We start from the raw sequence: 15,834 nt of genomic DNA on the forward strand, positions 1-15,834 counted from the left end.
CGTCGCCGAATCTACGGGTTGGCCGCGGGATCCGCGTCCAACCCGTTTCTTTTGATGCCGATCAGGCCAGCGCAGCGCGCTGCGCGCGCACCAGGCCCGCGATGCCGCTTTCGGCCAGGACCAGCATCGTGTCCAGCTCCGCGCGGGTAAAGGTCGCGCCCTCGCCCGTGCCCTGCACTTCCACGAACGCCCCGCTACCGGTCATGATCACGTTCACGTCGGCGTCGCAGGCCGAGTCTTCCTCGTAATCCAGGTCCAGCACGGCGCGGCCCTGCACCAGGCCGACGGACACAGCCGCGACCGCATCACGGATCGGATTCGCGGCGAGGTCGCCGCGCTTCATCAACAACGCAACGGCATCGGCCGCCGCCACCCAGGCGCCGGTAATGCTGGCGCAGCGCGTGCCGCCGTCTGCCTGCAAGACGTCGCAATCCAGATGCAGCGTGCGCTCGCCCAGCGCCTTCATGTCGAACACCGCGCGCAGACTGCGGCCGATCAAGCGCTGGATTTCCTGGGTCCGGCCGCTTTGCTTGCCCCGCGCCGCCTCACGGTCGCCCCGCGTGTGGGTGGCCCGCGGCAACATGCCGTATTCAGCCGTTACCCAGCCTTCCCCCTTCCCCTTCAGGAAAGGCGGTACTTTCTCTAATACGCTGGCCGTGCACAACACATGGGTATTGCCAGCCTTCACCAGCACCGAACCTTCGGCGTAGCGCGTGAATCCGCGCTCCAGGCTGAACGGCCGCAATTCGTCGACGGCGCGGCCCGAGGGACGGGCGATGGCGGGGGTAGTGGTCACAGGCAAACTCCAGACGTGGCTTAGATCCGCCGCATTGTACGGGCTGGCCCGCAGGAAAGCGCCGCTTGGAGTATCCTGCCGCGATACAACCGGTACAAACCCCTGTTTCCGCGCCGAAAACCCGGCTGGCGCGGCCGCCGGCACCACCGGCTCCCAATAAAAAGCATTTCCAGGACACGCAAATCATGATTCGCAGCATGACCGCTTTCGGCAACGCCCGCGCAGACCTCGAGCAAGGCACGCTTGCGCTCGAATTCCGCAGCGTCAACAGCCGCTTCCTCGACCTCTATTTCCGTCTGCCCGACGAATTGCGCCACGTGGAAACGCCGCTGCGCGAACTGCTGACCGCCAACCTGGCGCGAGGCAAGGTCGAAATCCGCGTTTCCTATACGCGCAATGCCAGCACCGACCTGTCCAAGCTGGAACCCGCCTGGCTGGAAAGCCTGGCTGAACAATTGCAGGCGGCACGCCGCATCCTCCCGGACATCGCCGCCCCGCGCCTGGTCGAACTGTTCAACTGGCCCGGGCAGCGCGCCAACGACGCGCTCGACCCGCAGGTCTGGGGAGCCGCCTGCTTGCAGGCCGCCCAACAGGCGCTGACGCAACTGCAGGAAGGCCGCGAGCGCGAAGGCGAACGCCTGGCCGGCATGATGCGCGAGTGCGCCGACGGCGTAGCGCGCATCGTGGAGCTGGTGCAGGCACACCTGCCCCAGCTGCTGGCCGACCATCGCGACAAACTCGCCGCCAAGCTGCGCGAAAGCGTGGAATCCGCTTTCCCCGGCGGCTTCACCCACATTTCGGGCGCGGAACTGTCGGAACGCCTGTCCCAGGAGGCAAACCTTTTTGCGCTGCGCATCGATGTGGCGGAAGAGCTTTCACGCTTGCGCTCGCACCTGGAAGAGTTGCGCCACCTGCTGGGCGACGGTGGCGGCAAGCAGACTGCCGGCAAGAAAAACGCCGGCAGCGCCGGTAAGCGCTTGGACTTCCTGTTCCAGGAAATGAACCGTGAAGCCAACACGCTGGGCTCCAAGGCCGGCAGCATGGAAGTCACCCGCGCGGCCATGGACCTCAAGCTGCTGATCGAGCAAATGCGGGAACAGGCGCAGAACATCGAGTAACCGGCCCACGGGCGACGGCTTACTTGTCCGCGCCCGCCCGTGCCAAGGCCACGGCCGCCGCCCTTACATTGACGGCGACGCTTCGGCACTGGGAACGCGGTGATCGCTCACCGCGCGGTCCTGCCCTGGTACTACGTAGCGTCATCGAACGTAAACCGGAAGCCGTCATCGAAGCGCTGGCTTGACCAGCCTTCAACGCGCCTCGCCCGCCGCGGGCTCGCCGCGCAGCGCCGAATCCAGATAAGCGCTACGCGCCCGCGCGTCGGGGAAATGCATGTCGCGGTAGCTCACAAAGCGCGAGCCGCGCACCAACCTGTAACCGGCCCAGATCAGCAGGAACAACGGGATGCCGATATAGGTCGCGACCACCCCGCCCCAGTTGATCTTGTCTTGCAGGAAGGCCTGGTAGTTCTGCCCCAGCGTGATGATCAGGCACAACACGAAAGCAAAAATCGGTCCAAATGGAAAGAACGGCGACACATAGGGCAGATCGGCCAGGTTGTGGCCTTGCTTTACGTAACCGCGACGGAAGCGATAGTGGCTGATGGCGATGCCTAGCCACGCGATGAAGCCCGTCATGCCCGAGGTGTTGAGCAGCCAGATATAGACTGCGTTAGGGCTGAAGACAAAGGTGAAAAAGCACAGCGCGGCCACGGCGGTCGTCGCCAGCAGCGCCCACAGCGGGACGCCGCTGCGCGAGATCCGGCCGAAGATGCGTGGCGCCTTGCCTTCCCGTGCCAGGCTGTAGAGCATGCGCGTGGCGGCATACATGCCGGAATTGCCGGCAGACAGCACCGACGTCAGCACCACCGCGTTCATGATGGAGGCCGCCCCCAGCAGACCGGCGCGCTCGAAAATCAGGGCAAAGGGGCTGACGCTGATATCCTCGACCTCGTTGCGCAGCAGATGCGGGTCGGTATAGGGAATGAGCAGGCCGATGACCAGGATGGCCGCCACATAGAACAGCAGAATGCGCCAGAACACCTGGCGCACCGCCCGCGGCAGGTTGCGCGCCGGGTCCTTGGATTCGCCCGCGGCGATGCCAATGAGCTCGGTGCCCTGGAAGGAAAAACCGACCACCATGGCCACGCCGATCAGCGCCGCGAAGCCACCGGAAAAAGGCGCGTCGCCCACGGTCCAGTTGGCCAGGCCGCCGGTCTCGCCGCCACGGATAATGCCCAGCAGCATCATCACGCCCATCGCCACGAAGGCCAGCACGGCGATAACCTTGATCAGCGCAAACCAGAACTCGGCCTCGCCGAAGCCGCGCGCCGACATGGCGTTCAGGCCGAAGGTGATCGCCAGGAACAAGGCGCTCCAGTAGAAGCCGGGCACGTCCGGAAACCAGTAAGCCATGACAAGCTGCGCCGCCACCAGGTCCACGGCAACGGTCACTGCCCAGTTGTACCAATAGTTCCAGCCAAGGGCGAAACCGAAGCCGTCTTCGACGTAGCGGGCGCCGTAGGTGGAGAAAGACCCGGAAACCGGCATGGCGGCAGCGAGCTCGCCCAGGCTTGTCATCAGGAAATAGACCATGATGCCGATCAGCACATAGCCCAGCAACGCCCCGCCCGGCCCGGCCTTGGCGATCGTCGCGCCCGAGGCCACGAACAAGCCAGTGCCGATCGACCCACCTACCGCGATCATGGTCAGGTGGCGCGCGGACAGCGTGCGGCGCAGTTCGGAAGGCCGGTCCGCCTTCGTCTTGCGCGTGCCGCCGGAGCGACGTTCATCGTGTTCCGATGGTGCCAAAATGCATTTCCTTCAGGTCATGAAGGCACCCGCGCGCAGCGCCAGGTGCCTGGGAATTTCCAAGCAACCGGCGAGAATAGCGCAAGAGGCCCCATCCGGTGAAATCGGACGGCCTCGGGGACGGATCAACACACCTATTGAAACGCCGTTTCCATGAAGGTGCGCAGCTTGCGCGAATGCAGGCGCTCCGGCGGCATGTCGCGCAGCCGTTCCAGGGCGCGGATGCCGATCTCCAGATGCTGGTTCACCTGTCGGCGATAGAAGGCGCTGGCCATGCCGGGCAACTTCAGCTCGCCATGCAGCGGCTTGTCCGACACGCACAGCAAAGTGCCATACGGCACCCGGAAACGAAAGCCGTTGGCCGCGATGGTGGCGGACTCCATGTCCAGCGCGATGGCGCGGGACTGCGCAAAACGTTCCACCAGTTCCAGATGGTCGCGCAGTTCCCAGTTGCGGTTGTCGATGGTCGCGACGGTGCCCGTGCGCATGATGCGCTTCAGATCCCAGCCGGACAGCCCCGCCACCTCTTCGACCGCCTGCTCCAGCGCGACCTGCACCTCGGCTAGCGCGGGCACCGGCACCCAGGTGGGCAGGTCGTCGTCCAGGACGTGGTCTTCGCGCACGTAACCATGCGCCAGCACGTAGTCGCCCAGCCGTTGGGAGTCGCGCAAGCCGGCGCAGTGGCCCAGCATCAGCCAGGCATGCGGGCGCAGCACCGCGATGTGGTCCGTAATGGTCTTGGCGTTGGACGGGCCCACGCCTATGTTCACGAGCGTGATGCCGGAATGGTCCCCGCGCACCAGGTGATACGCGGGCATTTGGGGCAGGCGGATGGCCTGGTCCTCGTCGCCCGGCCCGCTTTCACCCCTGCGCGTGATGCGATTGCCTGGCTCGACCAGCATGTCGTAGTCTTCGTTGCCGCTGGCCATCAAGGCCCGGGCGCGAGCGCAGAACTCATCCACGTAGAACTGGTAGTTGGTGAACAACACGAAGTTCTGGAAGTGCGCCGGAGCGGTCGCGGTGTAGTGCTGCAGGCGATGCAGCGAATAATCCACGCGCTGGGCCGTGAACGGCGCCAGCGGCTTCGGCTCGCCTTCCTTGCCGCGCCACGAACCGTTGACGATGGCGTCGTCTGTCACCGCCAGGTCGGGCACGTCGAACAGGTCGCGCAGGGGCCGCTTCAAGGCTTCCAGGTGCTCGCCTTCGACGTAGGCGCCTTCGGGGAAGGCAAAATGCAGCGGGATGGGGGAATCGGATTCTCCGACCTCCACCGCTACCCGATGATTCTGCAACAGCTGGCTTACCTGCTCTATCAGGTAATCGCGAAACAGCGCCGGCTGCGTGACGGTGGTCTGGTAGACGCCCGGCTCGGCCACGTGACCGTACGACAGCCGCGTATCGATGGGATCGTAGGTTTCCACGACGATACGGATGGCGGGATAGTAGGCCCGGGCGCGCTCGCGGCCGGTGCTGGAGCCTTTCAGCACTTCGCGGAAGGCGGCGCGCAGGAAAGCCGTATTGCGCGCATAGATTTCAATCAGGCGCTCCACCGCCGCCACAGCGTCCTGGAACGGCTCGAAGGGCAAGGCTTCCGGCCGGCTCATGGAAGACAAAGGGTGCACTGCGTTCATCATCGAGCTTTACTCCGCTTCTCATCTTATCTGTAACCGCGGCCGCTGCCGGCTTGCCGGGCCGCAGGGCCGATGGCGACGATTATGCCCGAGCCCGCGGAAGATGAAGTGTCATATTCGAGGAGTCGATGGCCTGCGGACGCAGTAACTTTCACGGACAAGAATGCTGCATTGCACTACAAATGTAATGAAACATTATTCCATTACAATCAGATGGCAGTCCGGGGTTTTGCGTCCCGGAGATGCCCCCTTTCCGCCGGCTTGCCTGTCCAGGCAAAGCCATGCCGCCCACTCCGATTTTTGAAGTGACGTAATGACGCCGCCCACGCGAAAAGCCCGAATTGCCAAACTACGCATTCCCGTATTCCTGTCAGCACCCATCATTGCCCTGACGCTTTCCTGGATTCCCGACGCCGCTCAGGCGTCCATCCGCCCCGAGCAGGCCCGCCCCTCGCTCACCGGCCTGCGCCTGGCGCAGGAGCCCACCGTTCCCACCCTGCGCGACCGCGTCGTGCAAGCCGGCCTGGAGGCCGTCGGCACTCCCTACAGCTGGGGCGGCGATGACGCCGAGGGCTTCGATTGCAGCGGACTGGTGTTGTATGTATTCCGCGAGATCGCCGGCCTGGAGCTGCCCCGCACGGCGCGCGCCCAGCGCACCGCGGGTGAATCCGTCGGCGACAAGAAGGAGCTTCGCCCTGGCGACCTGGTGTTTTTTGCCACGCGCGGCCGAGGCGTGACCTCGCACGTCGGCATCTACATCGGCCAGAACAAGTTCGTCCACGCCCCGCGCCGCGGCACCAAGGTCCGCGTGGATGAAATGAAGAATCCGTACTGGAACAAGCGCTACGTCGGCGCACGGCGCTATCTGGATACCCAGCCCGGCCAGATGCTGGCTCAGGCATCTCCGCGCTGACGGCAAGATCCGGGCGGCGCCACTCGCGCCCGCCCAAGGGGCGGCACCACCACAGCCTGCCGCGGCCAGTCCGGAATGGACATGCCGCCGCAGGCTGGACGCGTTTCAGCCCCGGCCCACAAAGGGCATGTTGGTCGCCATGATGGTCATGAATTGCACATTGGCCTCCAGCGGCAGGCGCGCCATGGCGGCAACCGCCTGCGCCACGTGCGCCACGTCCATGCGCGGCTCTACCTTGGTGCTGCCATCGGCCTGCAGGATACCGGCCGCCATGCGCTCGGTCATGTCGGTCGCGGCATTGCCGATATCGATCTGCCCGCAGGCGATGTTGTAGGGCCGGCAATCCAGCGAAATCGACTTGGTCAGCCCGGTCACCGCATGCTTGGTGGCGGTATAGGCGATGGAGAACGGCCGCGGCGCATGCGCCGAGATCGAACCGTTATTGATGATGCGCCCGCCGCGCGGGTTTTGCGCTTTCATGACGCGTATGGCGGCCTGCGCGCACAGGAACATGCCCGTCAGGTTGGTGTCCACCACCTCGCGCCAGACGGCCACGGGCAATTCTTCGATGGGCATGGCCGGCGCGCCGCGCCCGGCATTATTGAAAAGCACGTCCAGGCGGCCATATTCACGCTGCGTGGAGTCGAAGAGTTCGCGCACGGCCTGTTCATCGGATACGTCAGTGGGGACGACCAGCGCCCTCACTCCGTCCTCGCCCGCTGCCGTGCGGGTGGCTTCCAGGGGTTCGCGGCGGCGGCCGGCCAGCACGACCCGATAACCTTGCGCCAGGAATTCCAGCGCCACCGCGCGGCCTATGCCGGTACCGGCGCCGGTGACCAGCGCCACGCGCGGGTGTTCGATCTCGTTCGCTTGCATCGGATTCTCCTTGTTATCGATCGCCGAAATGCTACCCGAATCATTCTGGCGATGCTGCAAGCGAAGGTTCCAGCCGTGACATATGCGCAGCCTTCACACGCAAGTAAAAATTACTCTGCAGCACAGCTTGCACGACGCATCGCATGTGCCATCAAATGGACGATCTCGTGTTGATCCGTCACAAGTATTTATATAATTATTAGAAATTAGCTTATTACCAAAAATCCAATAATCACTGGAGCAAGGTTCCCATGACCCCACGGTCCCTACCCGGCGCGCTGATCCTGGGCGCGCTGTTTGCAGCCTCGGCCGGGGCGCAAAGCGCGCCGGACGGCAAGCAGATCAGCACCCAGGGCGCAAACGGCGCGCCCGCCTGTATCACCTGTCACGGCGCCCGCGGCGAAGGCAATCCAGCCGCAGGCTTCCCGCAACTGGCCGGCATGGGCAGCGCCTATTTGAATGAACAGCTCGAAGCCATGGCCAACGGCTCGCGCGTCAGTCCGGTCATGGCGGCCACCGCCAAGGCTCTGGACCCGGCGCAGCGCAAGGCCGTAGCGCAGTACTACGCAGCCCTGCCGTCGGCGCTGGACACCGACAGGCTGGCCGCCACCGCCATGCACCCCGTCAACCCCAGCGATACCGGCGCCTGGCTGGCCACCCGCGGGGCCTGGGACAAGAACGTGCCCGCGTGCAACCAGTGCCATGGTCCGGGCGGCATCGGTGTCGGCGCCAACTTTCCCGCCTTGGCGGGCCAGCCCGCAGCCTACATTGCCAGCCAGCTGCGCGCGTGGCAGCAAGGCGAGCGCCCGCCCGGACCGCTGGCCTTGATGCCAGCCGTTGCCACCCGCCTCTCCAGCGCCGAAATCGACGCCGTGTCCGCCTACTATGCCGGCCTGCCCAAGGCCGCCGAGCAGCTTGCCGCGCAGGCCAACACCGCCGCGGGAGCCAAACAATGACCGCCACGCACCTGCGCCTGCTGTCCGCAGCCGCCTGCCTGTTCGCCACCGCTGCCGCGTTCGCGGCCGAACCGCGCCCGCCGTTCACGCCCCCGTCCGCCGCCGCCATCCCGGACAATGATTTCGGCCGCGCCGTGCGCGAAGGCGAGCAGATCTTCCTGCACACCCCGCAGAAGGCCGGCAAGTTCGTCGGCAACGACCTGAATTGCGCCAGTTGCCACCTGGACGCCGGGCGCCGCCCGGATTCCGCGCCGATGTGGGCTGCCTATGTGCTGTATCCCGCCTATCGCGCCAAAAACGGCCACGTCAACACGCTGGCCGAACGCCTGCAAGGCTGCTTCCGCTTCAGCATGAACGGCAAGGCGCCTCCCGCCGACGATCCCACCTTGACCGCGCTGCAGACCTATATGTTCTGGCTGGCCAGCAAGGCCCCCACCGGAGTGGTACTGGAAGGCCAGGGCTACCGCAAGCTGCCACCGCCCGCCCAAAAGGCGGACTACGTCCGCGGCAGCGAGGTCTACGCCCAGTATTGCGCCGTCTGCCACGGAGCGGAAGGCCAGGGCCAGAAGAACGGCAAGCACTGGGTGTTCCCGGCCTTGTGGGGAGCCGACTCCTTCAACTGGGGCGCGGGCATGCACCAGATCGGCAACGCGGCCGGCTTCATCAAGGCCAACATGCCCCTAGGGCAGGCCGGCATGCTGAGCGACCAGGAGGCCTGGGACGTCGCCTATTTCATGAATGCCCATGAGCGCCCCCAGGACCCGCGCTATACCGAATCGGTCGCCGCAACCCGGGCCAAATACCATGACTCCGACGATTCGCTATACGGCATCGAGGTCAACGGCCACTTGCTGGGCAGCGACTCGCCGCCATCCGGCGGCAAGCTCAGGCAGGCCGCCGCCAAGGCCGGCGGTTAAGGCCAGGCGCAAATAGCCAAGCGCAATTCGCGCGGCCGGCGGGGGGGCTTTCCCCCTGCCCGGCCGCGCGATTTGCTATTCTTCGTGTCTTAGCATCACACGCCAGTCACATTCATGTCCGCCAATCCCGGAAACGTCTTCATGGTCGTCGCGCCCAGCGGCGCCGGCAAGTCCAGCCTGGTCAAGGCCTTGCTCCAGCAAGACCCCTCCATCCTGCTCTCCATATCCTGCACCACTCGCGCGCCCCGCCCCGGCGAGGAAGACGGCCGCGAATACCGCTTCGTATCCCCGGACGAGTTCAAGCTCCTGCGCGAAGGCAACAATCTGCTGGAATGGGCGGAAGTGCATGGCAATTTCTACGGCACGCCCCGGGACCGCATCGACGAGGCCACGCGCGCCGGCCGCGACGTGCTGCTGGAAATCGACTGGCAAGGCGCGCGCCAGGTAAAGCAGCGCTTCCCCGGCGCGATCGGCGTGTTCGTGCTGCCGCCGTCCATCGATGAACTCGAAGCCCGCCTCAAGGCGCGCGGTCAGGACGAACCGCAAGTGATCGCACGCCGCTTGATGGCCGCGGGCGGCGAAATCGCCCACGCGCCTGAATGCGAATATGTTATTATTAATCAAGAATTTAGCGTGGCCTTATCGGAACTGACTCAAATAGTCAGCGCCGCTAGGCTGCGCTTTTCGTCTCAGGCCGCCCGTCACAGCCAGTTGTTCTCGCAACTGGGCATCCCGGCCGAACACTGAGCCGAACGCATTCTCCCTATCCTCCATCAGCACCAGGTGTCCTAATGGCTCGCATTACCGTCGAAGACTGTCTGAATCAAATCCCCAATCGTTTCAAGCTCACGCTGGCCGCGACCTACCGCGCCCGCGAGTTGGCGCAAGGCCATGCCCCGCGCCTGGACAGCAAAGACAAGCCCACGGTCACTGCCCTGCGTGAGATCGCAGGCGGCCTCACCGGCGTGGAAATGCTGCGTAAAGTACCCACCTGATCATCTCCGGGGGCGGCAAGCATGGCTTTTCCCGGGCTGAAGTACGCTTCATCAGGTCTGCTTGCCGCACTGCGTGCCGGCTCCCGTCTCGGGCGCCGCACGGGCAAGAAAGACAAGACTCCCCCCACGCCACCGTCCGTCGCCGCGCAAGAAGCGGCGGACGCGACCGCATCACCGGTCGCTTCGCTGGCGCCGCTGACCGAAATCATCGGCAGCTATCTCGACAAGAAAGACGTAGAGCGCGTGCGCGAGGCCTATCGCTTCGCGGACCAGGCCCACCTGGGCCAGTTCCGCGCCAGCGGCTCGCCCTATATCTCTCACCCCATCGCCGTCACGGAAATCTGCGCAGGCTGGAAGCTCGACGTCAACGCGTTGTCCGCCGCCCTGCTGCACGACGTGATGGAAGACCAGGGCATCGCCAAGCACGAGCTGGCCGAGAAATTCGGTCCTGAAGTCGCCGAACTGGTCGATGGCCTGTCCAAGCTGGATCGCCTGGACTTCGCCACCAAGGCCGAACAGCAGGCCGAGAGCTTCCGCAAGATGCTGCTGGCAATGGCGCGCGACGTGCGCGTCATCCTCATCAAGCTGGCCGACCGCCTGCACAACATGCGCACGCTGGACGCGGTCAATCCCGAAAAGCGCCGCCGCATCGCGCGCGAAACGCTGGACATCTACGCGCCCATCGCCCATCGCCTGGGCCTGAACCTGCTGTTCCGCGAACTACAGGACCTGTGCTTCGCGGCAATGTATCCCAACCGCTACCAGGTGCTGTACAAGGCGGTGCTGGCCGCGCGCGGCAACCGCCGCGAAGTGATCACCAAGATCGCCGATTCCGTGCGGGCTTCGTTGCCCGCCGCTGGCATCGAAGCCGAAGTCACCGGCCGCGAGAAGACGCTCTACGGCATCTACCGCAAGATGGTGGACCAGAAGAAGTCGTTTTCCGACGTACTGGACATCTACGGTTTTCGCGTCATCGTGCATACCTTGCCCGAGTGCTACCTGGCTTTGGGCACGCTGCATCAGCTCTACCGGCCCGTGCCCGGCAAGTTCAAGGACTACATCGCCATTCCCAAGGTGAACGGCTACCAGTCCCTGCACACGACCCTGGTCGGCCCCTATGGCACGCCCGTGGAATTCCAGTTCCGCACCCGCGACATGCACCACGTCGCGGAAGAAGGCGTGGCGTCGCACTGGCTCTACAAGGGCGCGGACCTGACGCTGAACGACCTGCAAAAGCGCACCCACCAGTGGCTGCAGTCGCTACTGGACATCCAGAGCCAGACCGGGGACTCCGGCGAGTTCCTGGAGCACGTCAAGGTCGACCTGTTCCCGGACGCGGTCTACGTTTTCACGCCCCGCGGCAAGATCATCTCCCTGCCTCGCGGCGCGACGCCCGTGGACTTCGCTTACGCGATCCACACCGATATCGGCAACCAGGCGGTGGCGGCCAAGGTCAATGGCGAGTTCGTGCCCCTGCGCACCGAACTGAACAGCGGCGACACAGTGGAAATCGTCACCTCCCCTGCCTCGCGTCCGAATGCGCAATGGCTCAACTACGTGCGCACCGGACGGGCGCGCTCCGAGATCCGCCATTACCTGCGCACGGTCAAGTACGAAGAATCGGTCGCGTTCGGTGAGCGCCTGCTGGGCCAGGCGCTGCAGGAACTGCACATGCCGCTACCCGCCACCGATGATCCGGCCTGGCAAAAGCTGGCGCGCAGCACGGGCGCCAGCTCGCGCGAGGAAATCCTGGCTGACATCGGGCTGGGCAAGCGCCTGGCCGCCGTCGTGGCGCGCCGCTTTGCGCCCGAACACCAACTGGTGGCGACCACGGCAGCCGCCGTGGACGAACTGACCTCCGCGCGCAGCGCCCCCATCCTGATCCAGGGCAACGAAGGCCAGGCCGTGCAGTTGGCGCCTTGCTGCGGCCCGCTGCCGGGCGACCCCATCATCGCCGGCATGCGCATGGGACACGGACTGGTGGTGCATACCGCCGACTGCCCGGTGGCCATGCGCCAGCGCCTGCGCGAGCCGGAACGCTGGATCAACGTCGGCTGGGACGCCCACACCGCCAAGCACCTGGCCACGCGCCTGGACATCGTCACGCGCAACGAGCGCGGCGTGCTGGGACGACTGGCCGCGGAAGTCACGGCGGCGGACGCCAACATCGTGCACGTCACCATGCACGACGACGCGGTCGCCACCGTGTCCTTGCATCTGACCATCCAGGTCGATAGCCGCAAGCATCTGGCGCAGGTCATCCGCGCCATCCGCCATGTGCCGCAAGTGCAGAAGATCGTGCGCGTGAAGGGCTGAACGCAAGGTTGGCGTGCGGGGCTGTCCCCAGCCCCGCACGCCACTTTTCAGGTCACGTGTTGCAGAAAGTCCTTGAGCCGCTGGCTGGGGGGATTGCTGAGCAATTCGCCCGGCGGACCATCATGGGCGATCTTGCCCGCGTCGATGAAGATCAGACGGCTGCCCACCTTGCGCGCGAATTCCATTTCATGCGTGACCACCACCATGGTCATGCCCTCCTCGGCCAGGTCACGCATGACCTTGAGGACTTCGTGGCGCAGTTCCGGATCCAACGCTGAAGTAGGCTCGTCGAACAGCATCAGCTTGGGCTTGATTGCCAGCGCGCGGGCAATTGCCACCCGCTGCTGCTGCCCGCCTGACAGTTCGGATGGATAGTGGTTCATGCGCTCGGCCAGGCCGACCTTGGCCAGCAAGGTTTCGGCCAGTTCGCGCGCTTCGGCGCGGCTCTGTCCGCGAGTGTGCACGGGACCGAACATTACATTTTCCAGCGCCGTCATTTGCGGGAACAGATTGAACTGCTGGAACACCATGCCGGCTTCGCGCCTGATCTCGCGCACTTGCGCGGCCCCGCCCTTCACGCTCAGGCCATCGACCAGCAAGTCCCCGTCGTTGATGGTTTCCAGCACGTTGATGCAGCGCAGGAACGTGGATTTGCCGGAGCCCGACGGCCCGACCACCACCACGACCTCGCCCGCGTCGATGTTCAGCGAGATCCCGTTGAGCACCACGGACTCGCCGAAAGTCTTGGTGACATTGTGGAATTCAACCATGCTCATAATATGCGCATCCTTCTTTCAACCAGATGCAGGGCCAGCGCCATAAGGCCGGTCAGGATCAGGTAAACGATCGCGACTGCCGACCAGATCTCGACTGCACGAAAGTTGCTGGCCATGATTTCCTGGCCTTGCCGGGTCAGTTCGGCCACCCCGATCACGATGAAGAGCGACGAGTCCTTGAGACTGATGATGCACTGGTTGCCCAGCGGCGGAATCATGCGGCGAAACGCCACCGGTCCGATGATGTGAAAAAGGATCTTGTGAAACGGCAGCCCCATGGCCTGTCCGGCTTCCTTCAGGCCCTTGTGCACGGACAGCAGCGCGCCGCGCACGATCTCGGAAATGTAGGCACCTGAATTGATGATGAGCGTGGCGATGGCCGCCCACTCCGCGTCCACCCTGATGTTCGCCAGCAAGGGCAAGGCGAAATAGATGAACATCACCTGCACCACGATGGGCGTGCCGCGGATGACCGCGACGTAGACCTGCGCGATGGCCGACAGGATGGGATGGCCATAGGCCCGCGTAACGCCGGACAGCGCACCCAGCAAGAAACCGCCGAACAACCCCCAGAACGTGATCTTGATGGTCATCAGCGTACCCTCGAGCAGATTGGGTAGCGCGTCCCTGATTACAGTCCAGTCAAACTCCACGATATTCCCCCTAAGGCGCGGCGCCGCGTCATAGCGCGGCGGAAGCGGCGCGAGACCGCCGGCCGGACTGCGGCTTGGCAGCCGGCATCAGCCGGCGCAGGCCGATGCCGGACGGTCCCGGAATGCAACGCGAACCCGCAGGCTCAAGGCTTCTTGCCGAACCACTTGGTGTAGATGGCGTCGTACTGGCCGTTGGCCTTCAGCGTGGCCAGCGCCTTGTTTACCTGCGGCACCAGATCGCTGCCCTTGGGGAAGGCGATGCCATAGAAGTCGCCGCTCTTGACCGAGCCCACCACCTTCACGCGCCCCTTGCCGGCCGTGTTGGCGTAGTACTGGACGTTGGGCGTGTCGTGCACCGCCGCATCCACCCGGCCCGTGGCAAGCTCCAGATAGGCGTTGTCGATGTTCGGGAACAGCTTGAGCTTGGCGTCCGGTACCTGGGCTTTCAGGAAGTCCACGGTGGCGGTTCCAGTCTTGACCGCGACGGTCTTGCCGGCCAGGGACTTGGCGTCCTTGATGTCGGTGTTCTTTTCGCCGACCAGAATGGCCAGGCCGCTTTCGTAATAGGGATCGGAGAAATCGATGACCTTCTTGCGGTCATCGCGGATCGTGATGCCGGCAAGCGCCGCATCGATGTTCTTGGTCTGCAGGCCCGGGATGATGCCGGCGAAATCCATCGGCTGCAGTTTGTACTTGAGGTTGAGTTCCTTGGCGATGGCAGCCCAGAGATCCACGTCAAAGCCCACATAGGTATTACCCTGCTTGAACTCGAACGGCACGAAAGCGGTATCGGTGGCAACCACCAATTCCTTGCCTTGGGCATACGCGCCAGAAGCAGCGCCGAACATGGCCACGGACAGGCCGACCAGTGCGGCGGCGACTTTGCGTTTGATCATGAAACTCTCCTCTTGGGGACCAGTCGGCACCCCGGGGTTGTTGTAGGGGCATGATTCCTGGGCCATGCCGGGGTTTGCGGCGCGGCTTACCGACGATCTTAACGCATACGTCCCCACCCGGCAGCGGCTGGAAAATTTACAATCCGCATGACACCCGGAGGATTTCCATGGCCTACAAATATGTGCGCATTGCCGGAAACCGGCGTCAGACCGGCTTGGCGCTGGGCAAGCTGGCGCGCCCCCTGATGGCGACCTACCTGGACCAGAGCCGCACCTGGGAGGCGTTGCGCCCATGGCGCGGCCACGCCTTCCTGGATACGTTGGCGCAGCAAGCGAAAGCGGCGTTGCCGGCGATCTGGGAAGAACTGGAAGGCCTGGCCGAAGGCCTGCATATGCCGGTCGAAGACGTCCTGCTGTGGAACTGCCGCGGCGACTTGCTGCACAGCACCACCGACGGCTGCACGTCGGTCGCGCTGAAGGCGGCGGACGGCTCTCGCTGGATCGCGCACAACGAGGACGGCGATCCCTATCTGCACGGGCGTTGCCATCTGGTCGACGTGGCGCTGGAAGACGCGCCCGGCTATGTCAGCTTCTACTATCCCGGCTCCCTGCCCGGCCACACTTTCGGTGCCAACCGCGCCGGACTGGTACAGACGATCAACAACCTACGCCTGCGGCAACGGCATCCGGGCGTGCCGCGCATGCTGATGGCGCGCGCCATTCTGGATTGCGCCACGCTGGACGAGGCGCTGAGGCTGCTGCGGGAAATGCCGCATTCCGGCGGCTTTCATCACACCCTGGGAGCTGCTGGCGACCCGCGCCTCGTCAGCGCAGAGGTCACGCCGGGCGCGGTCTCCGTCCTGGAGATCGGCACACGCTACGGCCACGCCAATCACATCGTGCATGCGGACATGGGCGGCGTGGCCCAGATCATCACGGATTCGTCGCGGGCGAGGCAGAATCGCATCGAGGGCATCGTGGACGGTTGGTCCGGCGATACCGGCCGCGACGACCTGCTTGCCGCCTTGCACGATACGCAGGGCGAATTGCCGATCCTGCGCACCGCGCCGGACGATCCCGACGACGAAAACACCTTGGCGACCGCGGTCTTCGAAATCCAGGAAAACGAAGTGACCTTGCGGGTCTACGACCGGAAGGCCAAAGCCGACATCGTGTTGGACGTGATGTCAGACACCGAGTAAAGCGCGCGCCTCACCCACCAGCACAAAGGCCGCGTCA

The 15,834-nt window shown here is 64.7% G+C and carries 15 protein-coding genes and 1 pseudogene; 9 read left to right on the forward strand and 7 right to left on the reverse strand.

The features are described from left to right. Positions 1-61 precede the first annotated feature (61 nt). Entirely contained in the window at positions 62-796 is a 735-nt protein-coding gene (gene rph / locus VCS63_RS15075) for a ribonuclease PH (protein WP_063640528.1), read from the reverse strand. A gap of 185 nt (positions 797-981) precedes the next feature. Between rph and VCS63_RS15080 the strand changes: the two genes are divergently transcribed. Both VCS63_RS15080 and VCS63_RS29755 read left to right on the forward strand, forming a co-directional pair. Further along, positions 982-1,914: a YicC/YloC family endoribonuclease gene (locus tag VCS63_RS15080; RefSeq protein WP_063640527.1), complete on the forward strand. Its 933-nt coding sequence runs from the start codon at positions 982-984 to the stop codon at positions 1,912-1,914. Between the two features lie 71 nt (positions 1,915-1,985). Beyond that, positions 1,986-2,099 (forward strand): annotated as a pseudogene (locus VCS63_RS29755) (helix-turn-helix domain-containing protein); the annotation flags it as partial. Positions 2,100-2,106: 7 nt separating this feature from the next. Here the strand turns inward: VCS63_RS29755 and VCS63_RS15085 are convergent. Beyond that, positions 2,107-3,666, reverse strand: a complete 1,560-nt coding sequence (locus VCS63_RS15085) for an amino acid permease (RefSeq protein ID WP_323880231.1) — start codon at positions 3,664-3,666, stop codon at positions 2,107-2,109. A 134-nt stretch (positions 3,667-3,800) separates the two neighbouring features. Beyond that, positions 3,801-5,300 (reverse strand): AMP nucleosidase, encoded by a 1,500-nt coding sequence (locus tag VCS63_RS15090; protein WP_372341590.1) that lies wholly within the window; start codon positions 5,298-5,300, stop codon positions 3,801-3,803. Positions 5,301-5,610: 310 nt separating this feature from the next. Between VCS63_RS15090 and VCS63_RS15095 the strand changes: the two genes are divergently transcribed. Further along, a complete protein-coding gene (locus tag VCS63_RS15095; RefSeq protein WP_323880232.1) occupies positions 5,611-6,210 on the forward strand; it encodes a C40 family peptidase in 600 nt (199 codons plus the stop codon). A gap of 105 nt (positions 6,211-6,315) precedes the next feature. Here the strand turns inward: VCS63_RS15095 and VCS63_RS15100 are convergent, their stop codons facing one another. Next, positions 6,316-7,086 carry an SDR family oxidoreductase gene (locus VCS63_RS15100; RefSeq protein WP_042797081.1) on the reverse strand — a complete coding sequence of 257 codons (771 nt, stop codon included), beginning with the start codon at positions 7,084-7,086 and terminating at the stop codon, positions 6,316-6,318. A gap of 251 nt (positions 7,087-7,337) precedes the next feature. On the opposite strand from VCS63_RS15100, the gene VCS63_RS15105 reads away from it, so the two are divergent. The 5 genes from VCS63_RS15105 (at position 7,338) to VCS63_RS15125 (ending at position 12,270) form a co-directional block, all read left to right on the forward strand. Continuing rightward, positions 7,338-8,042 carry a c-type cytochrome gene (locus tag VCS63_RS15105; protein WP_323880233.1) on the forward strand — a complete coding sequence of 235 codons (705 nt, stop codon included), beginning with the start codon at positions 7,338-7,340 and terminating at the stop codon, positions 8,040-8,042. Beyond that, positions 8,039-8,959 carry a c-type cytochrome gene (locus VCS63_RS15110; protein ID WP_063640523.1) on the forward strand — a complete coding sequence of 307 codons (921 nt, stop codon included), beginning with the start codon at positions 8,039-8,041 and terminating at the stop codon, positions 8,957-8,959. The genes VCS63_RS15105 and VCS63_RS15110 overlap by 4 nt, the downstream gene beginning before the upstream one ends. 114 nt (positions 8,960-9,073) lie before the next feature. After that, a complete protein-coding gene (gene gmk, locus VCS63_RS15115) occupies positions 9,074-9,706 on the forward strand; it encodes a guanylate kinase (RefSeq protein WP_076813704.1) in 633 nt (210 codons plus the stop codon). A gap of 44 nt (positions 9,707-9,750) precedes the next feature. Continuing rightward, positions 9,751-9,954: a DNA-directed RNA polymerase subunit omega gene (gene rpoZ, locus VCS63_RS15120; protein WP_006219679.1), complete on the forward strand. Its 204-nt coding sequence runs from the start codon at positions 9,751-9,753 to the stop codon at positions 9,952-9,954. 21 nt (positions 9,955-9,975) lie between these two features. Continuing rightward, positions 9,976-12,270 (forward strand): RelA/SpoT family protein, encoded by a 2,295-nt coding sequence (locus tag VCS63_RS15125; protein WP_063640522.1) that lies wholly within the window; start codon positions 9,976-9,978, stop codon positions 12,268-12,270. A 47-nt stretch (positions 12,271-12,317) separates the two neighbouring features. Here the strand turns inward: VCS63_RS15125 and glnQ are convergent, their stop codons facing one another. The 3 genes from glnQ to glnH all read right to left on the reverse strand — a co-directional run bounded on the left by glnQ (position 12,318) and on the right by glnH (position 14,595). Next, on the reverse strand, positions 12,318-13,046 hold the full coding sequence (gene glnQ / locus VCS63_RS15130; RefSeq protein WP_042793692.1) for a glutamine ABC transporter ATP-binding protein GlnQ: 729 nt from the start codon (positions 13,044-13,046) through the stop codon (positions 12,318-12,320). After that, positions 13,043-13,699, reverse strand: a complete 657-nt coding sequence (glnP, locus tag VCS63_RS15135; RefSeq protein ID WP_042793693.1) for a glutamine ABC transporter permease GlnP — start codon at positions 13,697-13,699, stop codon at positions 13,043-13,045. Before glnP ends, glnQ begins: the two co-directional genes overlap by 4 nt. Positions 13,700-13,842: 143 nt before the next feature. After that, the gene (gene glnH, locus VCS63_RS15140; protein WP_042793694.1) at positions 13,843-14,595 is read right to left on the reverse strand and encodes a glutamine ABC transporter substrate-binding protein GlnH; all 753 of its coding nucleotides are present in this window, start codon (positions 14,593-14,595) and stop codon (positions 13,843-13,845) included. A 167-nt stretch (positions 14,596-14,762) separates the two neighbouring features. On the opposite strand from glnH, the gene VCS63_RS15145 reads away from it, so the two are divergent. Further along, complete coding sequence (locus VCS63_RS15145; protein WP_149064492.1) at positions 14,763-15,797, forward strand: C45 family autoproteolytic acyltransferase/hydolase; 1,035 nt, start codon at positions 14,763-14,765, stop codon at positions 15,795-15,797. Positions 15,798-15,834: the final 37 nt, after the last annotated feature.

This window comes from Achromobacter sp. D10 (assembly GCF_035282245.1).
Classification (GTDB): domain Bacteria; phylum Pseudomonadota; class Gammaproteobacteria; order Burkholderiales; family Burkholderiaceae_B; genus Achromobacter; species Achromobacter insolitus.

Excerpts from the sequence above, each read along its gene's own strand:
- VCS63_RS15080 (WP_063640527.1), top strand. The coding sequence starts at position 982 with ATGATTCGCAGCATGACCGCTTTCGGCAACGCCCGCGCAGACCTCGAG.
- VCS63_RS15090 (WP_372341590.1), bottom strand. The coding sequence starts at position 5,300 with ATGATGAACGCAGTGCACCCTTTGTCTTCCATGAGCCGGCCGGAAGCC.
- VCS63_RS15095 (WP_323880232.1), top strand. The coding sequence starts at position 5,611 with ATGACGCCGCCCACGCGAAAAGCCCGAATTGCCAAACTACGCATTCCC.
- VCS63_RS15100 (WP_042797081.1), bottom strand. The coding sequence starts at position 7,086 with ATGCAAGCGAACGAGATCGAACACCCGCGCGTGGCGCTGGTCACCGGC.
- VCS63_RS15105 (WP_323880233.1), top strand. The coding sequence starts at position 7,338 with ATGACCCCACGGTCCCTACCCGGCGCGCTGATCCTGGGCGCGCTGTTT.
- VCS63_RS15110 (WP_063640523.1), top strand. The coding sequence starts at position 8,039 with ATGACCGCCACGCACCTGCGCCTGCTGTCCGCAGCCGCCTGCCTGTTC.
- gmk (WP_076813704.1), top strand. The coding sequence starts at position 9,074 with ATGTCCGCCAATCCCGGAAACGTCTTCATGGTCGTCGCGCCCAGCGGC.
- rpoZ (WP_006219679.1), top strand. The coding sequence starts at position 9,751 with ATGGCTCGCATTACCGTCGAAGACTGTCTGAATCAAATCCCCAATCGT.
- VCS63_RS15125 (WP_063640522.1), top strand. The coding sequence starts at position 9,976 with ATGGCTTTTCCCGGGCTGAAGTACGCTTCATCAGGTCTGCTTGCCGCA.
- glnQ (WP_042793692.1), bottom strand. The coding sequence starts at position 13,046 with ATGAGCATGGTTGAATTCCACAATGTCACCAAGACTTTCGGCGAGTCC.
- glnH (WP_042793694.1), bottom strand. The coding sequence starts at position 14,595 with ATGATCAAACGCAAAGTCGCCGCCGCACTGGTCGGCCTGTCCGTGGCC.
- VCS63_RS15145 (WP_149064492.1), top strand. The coding sequence starts at position 14,763 with ATGGCCTACAAATATGTGCGCATTGCCGGAAACCGGCGTCAGACCGGC.